We start from the raw sequence: 13,052 nt of genomic DNA on the forward strand, positions 1-13,052 counted from the left end.
CCGGATGCGGTCCTTTTCTTTTTATGAGTTATCCACATATTGCTTTTTCACTGCAGATGTTACCCACATTTCCCCATGCTTATGAACATATCTTTCTTTTATCCACACCTGAATTGGTGGTTCAGAAAAATTGTATCCACAAATAGAGGCTATACCTTCTTTTCCAGACAGGTTATCCACAAATCCGGCTGAATGAGGATATCTTTTGTTTTGGAGTAGCCTGTTTTCTGATAGAGTGAGATCGCCGGGCTGTTTTTCTTCCCAGTTGATACTTTGATGGTGCGTAAAGAATACGCAGCCTTTTCGGCTTCTTTAAGAAGGGCGCTGGCGATTCCTTTTTTAAAGTGCTCGGGATGAACGGCCACACGGCAGATGGTCATTATGTCTTCATCCATTTCATAAGAAAGAAACCCTGCCAGCTCTTCTTTTACAAAGAAGCCGAGAAAGGTTTCTCCGCATGCGGCCAAAGTTTCGGCAGTGTCCTTCAAGGGTGGAATTTCTTTAAACCCTATGTAGCTTACTTCTACAAGATAGGAAGGGATCTGAACATTAAGAACGCTTTCAGCAATTTCCAAGCGTGAAATATCCAGCAGCCTGATCATCCTATCCTTCCCGCTGAACGTAGTCAGCAAGTGCTTCCAGCGCTTCTTCTTCATCGCTGCCTTCAGCTATAAGAGAAATAATGGTGCCTGAGCTGATCGCAAGGCTCATCAATCCCATAATGCTTTTTGCGTTGACTTTTTTTCCGTCTTTTTCAAGAAAAATATCTGATGCAAACCGGTTGGCTTCTTGAACAAACAGCGCAGCAGGGCGTGCCTGAAGACCTGTTTTTAATAGTACTTCTACTTTTTTCTCAACCATATTTATTCCCCTCTTTCATTAATAAGACTGTATTTGCAGGGAATTCTGCAGTTCTGATGGTGCCTCTATCTCTCCCTTATTTTAAAGCAGGAGCAGCTTATGGCTGCCCTGCTATTTCAGTGATAGCGGTTTGCCCGCTCTCAGCTCTTCAGCAATCTGGTCAAGCTTTCGCAAGCGGTGGTTGATGCCGGATTTGCTTATTTTGCTTCCTGATACCATTTCCCCTAATTCCTTAAGTGTAACCTCCTGAAACTCAACGCGGAGCTTCGCAATTTCACTGAGTTTTCCGGGAAGGGCATCAAGTCCTATCCTTTCATCAATAAACCGGATGTTTTCTACCTGGCGCAGAGCTGCACCAATGGTTTTATTGAGATTGGCTGTTTCGCAGTTGACCAGTCTGTTGACGGAGTTTCTCATGTCTCTGACAATCCTGACATCTTCAAACCGCAGAAGAGAACTGTGAGCACCGATAATGCTCAAAAAGTCTGCAATTTTTTCCGCTTCTTTTAAATACGTAATGTATCCCTTTTTTCTTTCAAGTGTTTTGCTGTTTAAATGAAAGGTATTCATCAGCTCGCAAAGAGAATCATTGTGCTCTTTGTAGAGTGAAAAAATTTCAAGGTGATAGGATGATGTTTCAGGGTTATTTACAGAGCCGCCTGCTAGAAAGGCACCTCTCATGTAGGAGCGTCTGCAGCAATTTTTCGCTGTCAGTTCGGATGAAATGCTTCGCTCAAAAGCAAAGTTTTCTCCCATAATTTTTAAATCTTCAAGAATGGCCTGTGCCTGTTCTACTATCCGGACGATGTAGACATTGTTTTTCTTCAGCTTCATTTTTTTCCGGACGAGCAGTTCAACAGCCGCATCGTATTTGCGCTTTAAAAGCGTATAAATTCGTCTTGCGATAGCTGCATTCTCTGTTTGGATATCCACTATCATTTTTCTGTTGGAAAAGGATAAGGAGCCATTCATGCGAATAAGAGCGGAAAGCTCTGCTTTAAGGCAGCAGTCTTTCACGTCTACATTGGTTAATTCTTTTTTTGTTTCAGATGCAAAAGACATCTTTTGCACCTCCAATCTTTGCTAAGTGCATGCGGTTGCACCTATGATTGGTCTTTAAGGATGCTGTAGAGCAGCTTTGCTACTTTGTTTGTATCATGTCTGATCACGTTGTTATCGTAGGAGACAATCTGCTCATGCATGACCTCTAAACCGAGAGCTTCCAGTTCTTCGGGATCACAGGTAACCGGTTCAGCCAATTCTTCTTTATAGCGTTCCTTAATCTCATCAGGAATGTTCTCCTTGTTCACGAGCACGGTATTGATAAACGCACAATCCATATGGTCGTAAAGCGCCTTAATATGGTCCGTTGCCGTGAAGTTCAAGGTTTCTCCAGCCTGGGTCATCACGTTGCAGATGTATACTTTCTTCGCTTTTGACTCGCAGACTTCCTTGCCGATTTTTGGAACTAGAAGATTCGGCAGTATGCTTGTATATAAACTTCCAGGGCCCAAAATAATGAGTTCAGCTTCCCTGATGGCTTCAATTGTTTCAGGGAGCGGTTCGATCTTTTCAGGCGTCAGAAAAACCCGCTTAATCCGTTTCCCGGAGTAAGGAATCTTTGACTCACCCGTTACGGTTGAACCGTCCTCCATCTCTGCATGAAGAAAGACACTTTTGTTTGCTGCAGGAAGCACCCTGCCGCGCACATTCAGCACCTTGCTCATCTCGCGGATGGCATGGGTAAAGTCGCCTGTAATATTTGTCATGGCGGCAAGAATTAAATTGCCGAGCGAATGGCCTGTTAAACTGTTGCCCTTATTAAAACGATGCTGAAACAGCTCTTCAACAAGCGGCTCAACATCGGATAGTGCAGCGAGTACATTTCTTATGTCCCCAGGAGGCGGCATTTTCAGTTCGTCACGGAGTCTGCCTGAGCTTCCTCCGTCATCAGCGACAGTCACAATAGCAGTAATATCAACAGGATATTGCTTAAGTCCACGCAGCAATACGGATAGACCTGTACCGCCGCCGATGATGACGATTTTTGAATTTTTTGAGGCTTCCACGCTTATCGTTTTTTCCTCTTATCAATATCACGGTGTGACACGTGTGTCTGATAGTCTTTCATATAGTGTTTGGCAATATACTCCGCCAATGTTACTGAACGATGCTGGCCTCCTGTGCAGCCGATCGCAATAACTAACTGGCTCTTACCTTCTCTTTTGTAATAAGGAAGCATAAATGTGAGCAGATCGAGGACCTTTTCGAGAAATTTTGATGTTTCATTCCACTTCAGCACATAGGAAGAAACCTCTTCCTCAAGACCTGTCTGCAGTCTCATATGCTCGATGTAATGCGGGTTCGGCAAAAATCTGACATCAAATACGAGATCCGCATCAATCGGAATGCCGTATTTAAACCCGAATGACATCACATTCACCGTAAATGTCTGTTCTATGCTGGAAGCAAAGCGGCTGAGGATTTTTTCTCTCAGTTCGCGCGGCTTCAGCTCAGAAGTGTCAAAAATCAGCTGTGCCCGGCCCTTCAGCTCTTCTAGAAGCTCGCGTTCAATCCGGATGCCTTCAAGGGGCAGTCCTGTTGAGGCAAGCGGGTGTGAACGGCGGGTTTCCTTATACCGTGTGACAAGCGCTGAATCCTTTGCATCCAAGAATAGAATCTGCGGTGTAATCCATGTAGACTCTGAAATATCATCTAAAGCTTGAAACAGGCTGTCAAAAAACTCTCTGCCGCGCAGGTCCATCACAAGTGCCACCTTGTTCATTTTCGAGCCGGATTCTTTCATCAGCTCTAAAAATTTGGGCAAAAGTGTAGGAGGAAGGTTGTCAACGCAAAAGAAACCTAAGTCTTCAAAGCTTTGGATGGCCACTGTTTTGCCTGCACCTGACATCCCGGTAATAATAATCATCTGAATATCCGCAGGTGTTTGTGATTCCTGCTCATGCGCTGTATCATTGCTGCCGATCAGTTCCATCATATCCCCCTCCCGCTGCTGCTCTGCAGCCATTAAGTTAATTGCCGGCCGGATCAAGCCGGTAACCAATCAGTTCAAAATCCTTTGTATACGTAAAGGTTCCATAAACAACGCCTGAATCCTTCAGCATAAATTCAAAAATATGATAATCGCCTGGAGCCATCGGGAGATGCTGTATCTCACCTGCTCCATGCCACTCAAGCTTTCCTTCTTCGGATTCGTCATTGTTATCGCCGCTGTATTGATCAGCATAAAACGTGTACATCATCCATTCGGAAACAATGCGGCCATCTTCTTCAATCAAAATGGTAAAGATTCCTCTGATTTCCGGATTTAGCAGCTCTATGCCCGTTTCTTCACGGAATTCACGGGTGACAGACTCTTTCACAGATTCTCCCTGCTCCATTTTGCCGCCCGGAGCTACCCACCAGCCTCTTCTCGGCTTTTGAAGCAGCAGGACCTTATTGCCGTCACGCAAAACACAATTCGTTACTCTCTGCAATGTCCTTCACCTCAAACTTTGTCGAAAACATAAAATCCTTTTATATTATACTATGTTAGCGGAACACTCACAATGAACAGGCTGTGAGGACTTCTTTACAATTGATGGGTAAAAAATCTCTTCTTTCTTCATTACGGCAAATTGCCGGGCAGGTTTCAGTTATTTAGGCAAGTTTTTTTGAGGAGATAGTGTTTCAGAGTTGGAGGTTAATTTTAGATGGGCTGGATTTTAGGTTCCCGGCTTGGCAGCTAATGAATATTTTTAGCTGTGGTTATCTGATTTAGGCTGGCAATTATACTGGATGATTCTCTGCATATAGAAATAAGAACACGGGTATTTTTTTGTCCTCTTTTAATAAGGCTATGTAGAAAAAGAATGCTGATTCTACACACCTGTTGATTGGAGTGGAAGGCGGCCGACTCCTGCGGGAGCAGCGGGACAGGTGAGACCCCGCAGGAGCTGAGGCGCCGAGGAGGCTCACCGCCCGCCCCGCGGAAAGCGGCCGACTGAAACGGAAATCAACAGCCAAATTGGACAGGGCCCCTTCGTCCCCTCTTTTTGCCTGTCTAAATAAGAAAACACACAAAAAAAGGAGCACAGGAAAGGGTACCTGCGCTCAAAGTTATTTTATAAAAGGGGGTCAATTACTACTTATATATTACCCCACGATTGTTGCAGCGGTGTTACAGCATGGTTAAAACATAATTACGAATTAGCTGGAAAATCTGTAAAATTTTAAATTAGGCTTCTTTTACAGCTTTCAGCTGCTCTGCCAATTCTTCTACATAGTGCTGAGCGCTTTGCGCAGCAATACTTCCATCACCTGTTGCAGTGACGATTTGGCGGAGTGCTTTTTCGCGGATGTCTCCAGCAGCGAAAATGCCGGGCACCTTTGTTTCCATAAGCTCGTTTGTTTCGATGTAGCCGTTGGCGTTAGTAATGCCAAGACTTTCGAACGGCTTGGAAAGCGGTACAAGTCCAATGTAGATAAAGACGCCGTCTGCTTTGAATGGCTGCTCTTCGCCAGTAATTGTGTTAACAAGCGTTACACTGCCGACTTTGCCGTTTTCTTCGTGAATTTCTTTTACGGTATGGTTCCAGATGAATTCCACTTTTTCATTGTCAAAAGCCCGCTGCTGCAGAATTTTCTGTGCGCGCAGCTGATCGCGGCGATGGACAATGGTTACTTTTGAAGCAAAGCGGGTTAAATAGACGCCTTCCTCAACAGCTGAATCTCCGCCGCCTACTACGACAAGCTCTCTGTTTTTGAAGAATGCTCCGTCACAAACTGCGCAATAGGATACTCCGCGTCCGCCGAGTTCTTTTTCACCGGGAACGCCAATTTTTTTATACTCAGCGCCTGTGGAGATAATGATAGCGCGCGTTTTGTATTCCTTGTTTCCAGCTTTGACAACTTTGTACTCGCCTTCGTCCACAATGCTTTTAATGTCGCCATATGCGTATTCCGCTCCGAACTTTTTCGCATGGTCAAACATTTTTGTAGAAAGTTCAGGACCAAGAATATGATCAAATCCCGGATAGTTTTCCACTTCTTCCGTGTTGGCCATCTGGCCGCCCGGAACGCCTCTTTCAATCATCAATGTGGACATATTTGCCCTTGAAGTATATACAGCCGCAGTCATTCCAGCCGGACCTGCTCCCGCGACGATGACATCATAAATTTTTTCTTCAGACATGGTGCTCACTCCTTGTTCGATCCATTGCTCTTCATGAATCATCAATGGGATGTTTGATAATGAATAGTATTCCCTTTCATTATCCTATTAAATAAGGCGTCATCATGCCAATATTTTGCTTGGGCCTAAAGTGATTGAATAACCCGTTCGTATTTTGTCAGCGTTGCAACTGATACTCCGAACTTTTCAGCTGCGGCTGATTTCGTTAGCCTGCCCGCATGGCCAGCGCCAAACAGATAAAAAACAGCTGCTGCCCACGCGTGATAGTTCTTCAGGTTTTTTTCTTTTTTCCTTGCTTTCAGCATGGCTTCAAACAGAAACAAATAAGGCTTTTCTTCAGCTGTCAGCAGCTGGCGGTAAAGGAGCTGGGCTGCTCTGAACATAAAGACAGCATCATCTTCACCTGCTGCAAGAGTCTGCTCTGACAAGGAAAGCGAAATAAACCGCTTTTCGATCGGCGACTGCGGAACAAGCGCTTCAAATTCTTTAATTTCTTCAAACTTTTTCGCCTGTGCAGCAAGAAAAACAAGTGTCAGACGGTGTTCAACTGTTTTCCTGTCCTGTGCATTTTCTTCGTTCCATGGCTCGGAGCCCTTTTTGGACGGATTTTCTTCCAAAACACGCTCCCAGGCATTTTTGGCAATCTCCTCACGGCCGGTGTAGAAAGCAGAGTAAGAGAGCCAGTAAAAGAAGGTATCGTCCCCTTCAAAGCCCTGTTTGTGCAGGGATCGGAGCCATTTGTAGGCAAGGCTGTAATTTCCGACAAGCGCAAAGGTCGCCCCCAGCTTGTAGCGGTGTTCGACTAAAATCGGATGAACATTTGAGAGCTTGTCAACCAGTTCCTGTACGAGATCGTCCTGCCGCTCATAGTAGTAAAAAACGAGCAGATTGCAGAAAGCATGCAGGTTCCCCGGATTTTTCTCAAGAACAACCTCTAAATTCTCTTTTGCTTTTTCTACATCTCCGGAATAAAAGTAGGCGAGGGAAAGGTTATTGTAGGCAGACCAAAATTCGGGATATTCTGCGGTAATCTCCTTCAGGAGCTTGATGGCTTCGTCTAATTCACCTTTTTCAAGCATCGCCCTGGCATGGTCCTGCTTCATAATCAGGTCATCATTGCCTTCAAATCCGATGCCTTCTTCTTCGCCTTCTATCATCAGAAGATCCATCAAATCTTCATTATCACCGGAAAATTCGCCGTCTGGATCCTTTTCTGAATAGAGTGCTGCATTTTTATATGCTTCATGGAATAATCCGAGGTGGGCAAAATTATTGGCCATAAAATAATGGCATTCAATCATTTCAGGATCAACGCGATCCAGAATCTTTTTTAAAATATCATTTGATTCGTGATAGTTCCCCAATTCTGTGAGGACAATCGCAAATTGAGATAGAATAGTGGAATGGTCCGGCTCCAGGTCCGCTGCACGCCTTAAAAGCTTGCAGGCTTTTTGGACATTGCGTTCACGATAAGCCTTTAGACCCTTTTTCAGGTAATAATGTCCGTCCTGGAAAAAAGGGACAACTTGCGCTTTTTGCTGTCTTTCATATATATGTTTCCCCACGAAAATCCTCCATTTCTTACATTTAACCGTACGTAAGTATACCATAAATTTATTTTCACACAATAGGTATGGTGTCACTTATCCATGAAAAAACAATTATGACAAAAGATTTCCTTTTTCAGCTATTCTCTCCGTTCTTTTACTATTTTAAAAGGGGCTGAGCTTGTTTGCCCACCCCTTTAGTGAAATAAGTTTTATATTCTTTTTGAGAATCAGCTGTTATGCCTTTCTTCGAGCACCTTCAGCACTTCATCAAGAGGCAGCTTTTGCTCCCTCAGCAGCACCATGAGATGGAAAAGCAAATCAGCGGCTTCCCACTTTAATTCTTCATGATTTCTGTTCTTTGAAGCAATAATAACCTCTGCTGCCTCTTCTCCGACTTTCTTTAATATCTTGTCCACACCTTCAGTAAAGAGGTAAGTCGTATAAGCGCCCTCAGGCATTTCCGCTTCCCGTGAAGCAATGACCTTTTCAAGTGTATTGAAAATATCAAAACGGCCGCTCTTAGCTGTTCCGCTTCCTTTAAAGCAGGAATAATCCCCTGTATGGCAGGCGGGGCCATTCGGTTCAACGAGAAGAAGAACGGCATCCTGATCGCAGTCATAGCGGATTTCGAGCACCTTTTGTGTGTTGCCTGAGGTTTCCCCTTTATGCCAGAGCTCCTGTCTGGAACGGCTGTAGAGCCAGGTTTCCTTTGTTTCTGACGTTTTTTCAAACGCTTCTTTATTCATATAAGCAAGCGTCAGCACTTCTTTGCTTGCTGCATCCTGAATGATGGCTGGCACAAGTCCCTTTTCGTCAAACTTAATTTCATCTGCTTTCATCGGATTCTCACTCCCCTTTCCTTTAGCTCTTTCTTCACTTCTTTAACAGAGGTTTCTTTATAATGAAAAATCGAGGCGGCAAGGGCTGCGTCTGCTTTTCCCTCTATAAACGCTTCGTAAAAATGATCTGCATTTCCCGCACCGCCTGAAGCGATGACAGGGATGGAAACCGACTCGCTGACAAGCCTTGTCAGCTCCAGGTTAAACCCTGACTTGGCTCCGTCCTGGTCCATGCTTGTTAAAAGAATTTCCCCTGCCCCTCTTGCAGCAGCTTCCTTTGCCCAGGCAGAAGCTTCCCACTCTGTTTCTTTTCTCCCGCCATGGGTGTAAACGCGGTATTCACCGAATGCCCCATCAAATTTCGCATCTATGGCAACCACAATGCACTGTGAACCGAAAAACCGGGATCCTTCTGAAATCAGCTCAGGATTCAAAACGGCGGCTGTATTTAAGGAAACCTTGTCCGCTCCTGCCCTTAAAATATTTTTCATATCCACTAACGTATTAATGCCTCCGCCCACTGTAAAAGGAATCGCAAGCCTTGCAGCCGTTTCTTCCACAACGTGCACCATTGTCTTCCTGCCTTCATGTGAAGCGGAAATATCAAGGAATACGAGTTCATCTGCCCCTTCTTTATCGTAAAAGGCTGCGAGCTCAACAGGGTCTCCCGCATCTCTGAGCTCCACAAACTGCACGCCTTTTACGACCCGGCCGTCCTTTACATCAAGACAGGGGATGATTCGCTTTGTAATCACTGCCCACCAGCCTCCCTTAATGCATCCTGCAGAGAGAACCGCTTTTCGTAAAGAGCTTTACCAATAATAGCACCGCCAACTCCCTTGCCGGCGTGCTCTTTTAAAACAAGCAAATCCTGAATGCTGCTGACGCCTCCTGAAGCAATCACTTCTTTTCCAGTAGCCTCAGCAAGAGAAGCAACGGCTTCTGTATTAGGGCCTGACAGCATGCCGTCTGTTGCTATATCGGTAAAAATAAAGGTTTCAGCTCCATGCCCTGCGAGCTCTTGTCCAAGCTCAGCCGCTTTCAGGCTTGAGGTTTTCAGCCAGCCTTCTGTTGACACATAGCCATCCTTTGCATCAAGACCGATCGCAATTTTGCTGCCGTATTCCCTCAGCATCTTTTTCACAAATGCAGGGTTGGAAATAGCTGAGCTGCCGAGAATCACCCGTGCAACCCCTCTTTCCAGATACCAGGCCGCATCTTCTTCGGAACGGATGCCCCCTCCAACCTGGATCTTCACGTTCAGCTTTTCTGCTGCCAGACGCACATGTTCATGGTTTACCCTTCTGCCTTCCTTTGCACCGTCAAGGTCCACCATATGTACCCAGCGCGCCCCTTCTTCTGCAAAAAGGGCTGCCATGTCAAAAGGGGAATCCCCGTAAACTGTTTCCTTATTATAATCTCCCTGCAAAAGGCGCACACACTTGCCATTTCTCATATCAATCGCAGGATAGAGCTCGAATGTCATGCGTTCACCCTCTTTTCCGCCAGAGCAGCAAAGTTTTTAAGAATCTGAAGACCTGCATGGCTGCTTTTTTCCGGATGAAACTGCGTTCCGTATACAAGGTTTTTGCCGACAACAGCAGGAACATCCACTCCATAGGATGCTTTTGCGAGCAATGTGCCTTCTTCAAGGTTCTCCACATAGTAGGAGTGAACAAAATAAGCAAAATCCTTATTCTCTACTCCTGCTAAAATAGGACTTTCCTTTTGAAACTGGAGTGAATTCCACCCCATGTGCGGAACCTTCAGCCCGCTTTCCGGTATTCTTCTGCATGTTCCCCTCAAGAGGGAAAGGCCATTAGAAAAGCCGTTTTCTTCACTGGATTCAAACAGAAGCTGCATGCCGAGACAGATCCCAAGAAGCGGTTTCCCCTTTTTCACCATCTGATGGATAAATTCATCCAGCCGGGTCATTCTCAAATGATCCATCGCATCCTTGAAAGAGCCCACCCCTGGCAGAAGATAGCTGTCAGCCCCTTCTAATTCAGCCTGGTCAGAGGAGACAAAATAAGGAACGTCCATCCGCTCCATTGCCTTTCTGACACTGAAGATGTTTCCCATGCCGTAATCGATAATGCCAATCATCTACAGCATTCCTTTCGTTGATGGCACACCTTTTACGCGCGGATCAATTACAACGGCTTCATCAAGCGCGCGGGCCATCGCTTTAAAAACAGCTTCAATCATATGGTGTGTGTTTTGTCCGTAATGAATGATCACATGCAGGTTGATTCGAGCCTCAAGGGCGAATTTCCAAAGAAATTCATAAACAAGCTCTGTATCAAAAGTGCCTGTCTTTGCACTTGGAAAAGAACCTTTCATTTCAAAATGCGGCCTGTTGCTGAGATCAACGACAACCTGTGCCAGCGCATCATCCATCGGAATAAGGGCTGAGCCGTAGCGCTTGATGCCTTTTTTATCCCCAAGCGCTTCCCTGAACAGGTAGCCAAGGCAGATGCCGATGTCCTCTGTTGTATGATGGTCATCCACTTCTGTATCGCCATCTGCTTTTACCATTAAATCGAAATGTCCGTGGCGCGCGAAAAGATCGAGCATATGAGTCAGAAATGGAACGCCTGTATCCAGCTCTGCTTTGCCTTCTCCATCTATGGCAAGCTGGGCTGTGATTTTCGTTTCGTTCGTATTCCGGGTAATCTCTGCTGTTCTTGTCATCCAAAAAGCCTCCCTACTTCAGTCTCTCTTCAATTGCCCTTGCATGGGCATCCAAACCTTCATATCTCGCAAACGCAGCGATCTTTAAAGCATTTTCCTCAAAAGCTGCTTTGCTGTAATAAATCACGCTTGATTTTTTCATAAAATCATCCACATTCAGCGGGCTGGAAAAACGTGCAGTGCCGTTTGTCGGAAGCACATGATTCGGACCGGCAAAATAATCCCCAACAGGCTCTGAGCTGTAACGGCCGAGAAAAATGGCGCCAGCATGGCGGATTTTGCCGAGCAGCTCGAGCGGCTGCTCTGTTAAAATTTCGAGATGCTCAGGAGCCAGTTCATTTACGGCGTCCACGGCTTCATCAAGGCTGCCAGCTGTAAAAATGCAGCCATATTGCTGAATGGAGGCTTCCGCAATCTCTTTTCGCGGGAGTGTTTCAAGCTGATGGCTGATTTCTGATTGAACCTGTTCAGCAAGCTCCATTGAATCTGTCACAAGAACACTTGAAGCCATTCTGTCATGCTCAGCCTGTGAGAGAAGATCAGCGGCAATTTCATTCGCCTTTGCCGTCCGATCCGCAAGCACCACAATTTCGCTTGGACCTGCAATCATGTCAATATCAACAGTTCCAAACACCTCCCGCTTTGCAAGGGCTACATAAATATTTCCCGGGCCGACAATTTTATCAACAGGCAGAAGGCTTTCTGTTCCATAGGCAAGTGCTGCAACAGCCTGTGCTCCCCCTGCCGTATAAATCTCAGTTACACCGAGAATATAGGCTGCCGCAAGAACACCGTCCGGAAGGGAACCGGATTTTGATGGAGGTGACGCAAGGACAATCCGCTTCACACCCGCTTCCTGGGCAGGGATCACATTCATCAGTACTGACGAAGGGTATGCTGCTGTTCCACCGGGTACATAAACTCCGACTGAATCAAGCGGCGTCAGCTTTTGGCCAAGCATCGTCCCCTTTTCATCTGTTGTAAACCAGGACTTTTGCTTTTGCTGCCGATGAAAAAAGCGGATATTTTCAGCTGCTTCTTCCAAAACCTGCTTCAGCTGATCATCAAGCTGGTCATAGCCCCGCTTCATTTCTTCAGGGCCGGCATGGAGTGTTTCAAGCTTTACCGCATCAAAAGCTTCTGTATAGGACAGAACTGCTTCATCACCGGATTTTCTTACTTTTTCAATAATCGTTTTTACGGCATTCCGCTGCTCTTCGGTACCGTTATCTAAAGATCTTTTTAATGATGGCCTGTCTTTGTCATTCAGCCTGAGTATTTTCATCATTGCCCCATCTCCTCCGTCACACTGGATAATCTGCTGACGAGCAGATCAATCTGCTTGTCCTTCATCCGGTAGCTGACAGGATTGACGATCAGCCTTGAGGTCACTTCAGCAATTTTTTCATATTCCACAAGCCCGTTTTCTTTCAGCGTTCTCCCTGTGGATACAATATCAACAATCCTGTCGGCAAGGCCGACAAGCGGCGCAAGCTCAATAGAACCGTTCAGCTTGATAATCTCCACTTGCTCGCCTTTTCCTCTGTAAAAGCTTGAGGCAACTCCAGGATATTTCGTCGCAATTTTCGGAGCAACATCATTCAGCTTTGTACCGGGAACACCGGCAACAGCCAGGTGGCAGCGGCTTATTTTCAAATCCAGCACTTCGTATACATCCCGCTCTTCTTCAAGCAGCACATCTTTTCCGGCAATTCCGGCATCTGCTACCCCGTATTCCACATAAGTGGACACATCCATCGGCTTTGCGAGGAAAAAACGCAGGTTTTCCTCCGGAATATCAAGAATGAGCTTTCTCGAATCATCAAATTCAGGAGGAAGCCTGTATCCTGCTTTCCGGAGCAAATCCGCTGCTTCTTCGAATATTCTTCCCTTTGGCATGGCAATGGTCAGCAT

Annotated in this window: 15 protein-coding genes; all 15 read right to left on the reverse strand. The window is 45.7% G+C overall.

Annotated elements, in window-relative coordinates; translation table 11 throughout:
* Nucleotides 1-149 precede the first annotated feature (149 nt).
* The 15 genes from LRR81_RS16620 to hisG all read right to left on the reverse strand — a co-directional run bounded on the left by LRR81_RS16620 (nt 150) and on the right by hisG (nt 13,052).
* Nucleotides 150-656, reverse strand: a complete 507-nt coding sequence (locus LRR81_RS16620) for a GNAT family N-acetyltransferase (RefSeq protein WP_231790520.1) — start codon at nt 654-656, stop codon at nt 150-152.
* Nucleotides 604-861: an HPr family phosphocarrier protein gene (locus tag LRR81_RS16625; RefSeq protein WP_231790521.1), complete on the reverse strand. Its 258-nt coding sequence runs from the start codon at nt 859-861 to the stop codon at nt 604-606. The genes LRR81_RS16620 and LRR81_RS16625 overlap by 53 nt, the downstream gene beginning before the upstream one ends.
* A gap of 111 nt (nt 862-972) precedes the next feature.
* A complete protein-coding gene (gene whiA / locus LRR81_RS16630) occupies nt 973-1,923 on the reverse strand; it encodes a DNA-binding protein WhiA (RefSeq protein WP_231790522.1) in 951 nt (316 codons plus the stop codon).
* A gap of 41 nt (nt 1,924-1,964) precedes the next feature.
* Entirely contained in the window at nt 1,965-2,930 is a 966-nt protein-coding gene (locus LRR81_RS16635; RefSeq protein WP_231790523.1) for a gluconeogenesis factor YvcK family protein, read from the reverse strand.
* 2 nt (nt 2,931-2,932) lie between these two features.
* A complete protein-coding gene (gene rapZ, locus LRR81_RS16640; RefSeq protein ID WP_331716354.1) occupies nt 2,933-3,856 on the reverse strand; it encodes an RNase adapter RapZ in 924 nt (307 codons plus the stop codon).
* A gap of 37 nt (nt 3,857-3,893) precedes the next feature.
* Nucleotides 3,894-4,358, reverse strand: coding sequence for an 8-oxo-dGTP diphosphatase (locus tag LRR81_RS16645; RefSeq protein ID WP_231790524.1), 465 nt, complete (start codon nt 4,356-4,358; stop codon nt 3,894-3,896).
* A 740-nt stretch (nt 4,359-5,098) separates the two neighbouring features.
* On the reverse strand, nt 5,099-6,055 hold the full coding sequence (gene trxB, locus LRR81_RS16650; RefSeq protein ID WP_231790525.1) for a thioredoxin-disulfide reductase: 957 nt from the start codon (nt 6,053-6,055) through the stop codon (nt 5,099-5,101).
* A gap of 125 nt (nt 6,056-6,180) precedes the next feature.
* Entirely contained in the window at nt 6,181-7,620 is a 1,440-nt protein-coding gene (locus LRR81_RS16655; protein WP_231790526.1) for a tetratricopeptide repeat protein, read from the reverse strand.
* A gap of 212 nt (nt 7,621-7,832) precedes the next feature.
* On the reverse strand, nt 7,833-8,444 hold the full coding sequence (hisIE, locus tag LRR81_RS16660) for a bifunctional phosphoribosyl-AMP cyclohydrolase/phosphoribosyl-ATP diphosphatase HisIE (protein WP_231790527.1): 612 nt from the start codon (nt 8,442-8,444) through the stop codon (nt 7,833-7,835).
* Entirely contained in the window at nt 8,441-9,199 is a 759-nt protein-coding gene (gene hisF, locus LRR81_RS16665) for an imidazole glycerol phosphate synthase subunit HisF (protein WP_231790528.1), read from the reverse strand. Before hisF ends, hisIE begins: the two co-directional genes overlap by 4 nt.
* Nucleotides 9,196-9,930, reverse strand: a complete 735-nt coding sequence (gene hisA, locus LRR81_RS16670; protein WP_231790529.1) for a 1-(5-phosphoribosyl)-5-[(5-phosphoribosylamino)methylideneamino]imidazole-4-carboxamide isomerase — start codon at nt 9,928-9,930, stop codon at nt 9,196-9,198. Before hisA ends, hisF begins: the two co-directional genes overlap by 4 nt.
* Complete coding sequence (hisH, locus tag LRR81_RS16675; protein ID WP_231790530.1) at nt 9,927-10,550, reverse strand: imidazole glycerol phosphate synthase subunit HisH; 624 nt, start codon at nt 10,548-10,550, stop codon at nt 9,927-9,929. The genes hisA and hisH overlap by 4 nt, the downstream gene beginning before the upstream one ends.
* Nucleotides 10,551-11,138, reverse strand: a complete 588-nt coding sequence (gene hisB, locus LRR81_RS16680) for an imidazoleglycerol-phosphate dehydratase HisB (protein WP_231790531.1) — start codon at nt 11,136-11,138, stop codon at nt 10,551-10,553. It lies immediately after the preceding gene.
* 13 nt (nt 11,139-11,151) lie between these two features.
* Complete coding sequence (hisD, locus tag LRR81_RS16685; protein ID WP_231790636.1) at nt 11,152-12,423, reverse strand: histidinol dehydrogenase; 1,272 nt, start codon at nt 12,421-12,423, stop codon at nt 11,152-11,154.
* Nucleotides 12,423-13,052 carry an ATP phosphoribosyltransferase gene (gene hisG / locus LRR81_RS16690; protein ID WP_231790637.1) on the reverse strand — a complete coding sequence of 210 codons (630 nt, stop codon included), beginning with the start codon at nt 13,050-13,052 and terminating at the stop codon, nt 12,423-12,425. Before hisG ends, hisD begins: the two co-directional genes overlap by 1 nt.

The sequence above is a fragment of the Metabacillus kandeliae genome (genome assembly GCF_021166585.1).
In the GTDB taxonomy this organism is placed as follows: domain Bacteria; phylum Bacillota; class Bacilli; order Bacillales; family Bacillaceae; genus Metabacillus_B; species Metabacillus_B kandeliae.

What these genes read in the sequence shown, in the direction of transcription:
- LRR81_RS16620 (WP_231790520.1), bottom strand. Translation starts at nt 656, where the DNA reads ATGAAGAAGAAGCGCTGGAAGCACTTGCTGACTACGTTCAGCGGGAAG.
- LRR81_RS16625 (WP_231790521.1), bottom strand. Translation starts at nt 861, where the DNA reads ATGGTTGAGAAAAAAGTAGAAGTACTATTAAAAACAGGTCTTCAGGCA.
- whiA (WP_231790522.1), bottom strand. Translation starts at nt 1,923, where the DNA reads ATGTCTTTTGCATCTGAAACAAAAAAAGAATTAACCAATGTAGACGTG.
- rapZ (WP_331716354.1), bottom strand. Translation starts at nt 3,856, where the DNA reads ATGGAACTGATCGGCAGCAATGATACAGCGCATGAGCAGGAATCACAA.
- trxB (WP_231790525.1), bottom strand. Translation starts at nt 6,055, where the DNA reads ATGTCTGAAGAAAAAATTTATGATGTCATCGTCGCGGGAGCAGGTCCG.
- hisIE (WP_231790527.1), bottom strand. Translation starts at nt 8,444, where the DNA reads ATGAAAGCAGATGAAATTAAGTTTGACGAAAAGGGACTTGTGCCAGCC.
- hisA (WP_231790529.1), bottom strand. Translation starts at nt 9,930, where the DNA reads ATGACATTCGAGCTCTATCCTGCGATTGATATGAGAAATGGCAAGTGT.
- hisH (WP_231790530.1), bottom strand. Translation starts at nt 10,550, where the DNA reads ATGATTGGCATTATCGATTACGGCATGGGAAACATCTTCAGTGTCAGA.
- hisB (WP_231790531.1), bottom strand. Translation starts at nt 11,138, where the DNA reads ATGACAAGAACAGCAGAGATTACCCGGAATACGAACGAAACGAAAATC.
- hisD (WP_231790636.1), bottom strand. Translation starts at nt 12,423, where the DNA reads ATGAAAATACTCAGGCTGAATGACAAAGACAGGCCATCATTAAAAAGA.
- hisG (WP_231790637.1), bottom strand. Translation starts at nt 13,052, where the DNA reads ATGCTGACCATTGCCATGCCAAAGGGAAGAATATTCGAAGAAGCAGCG.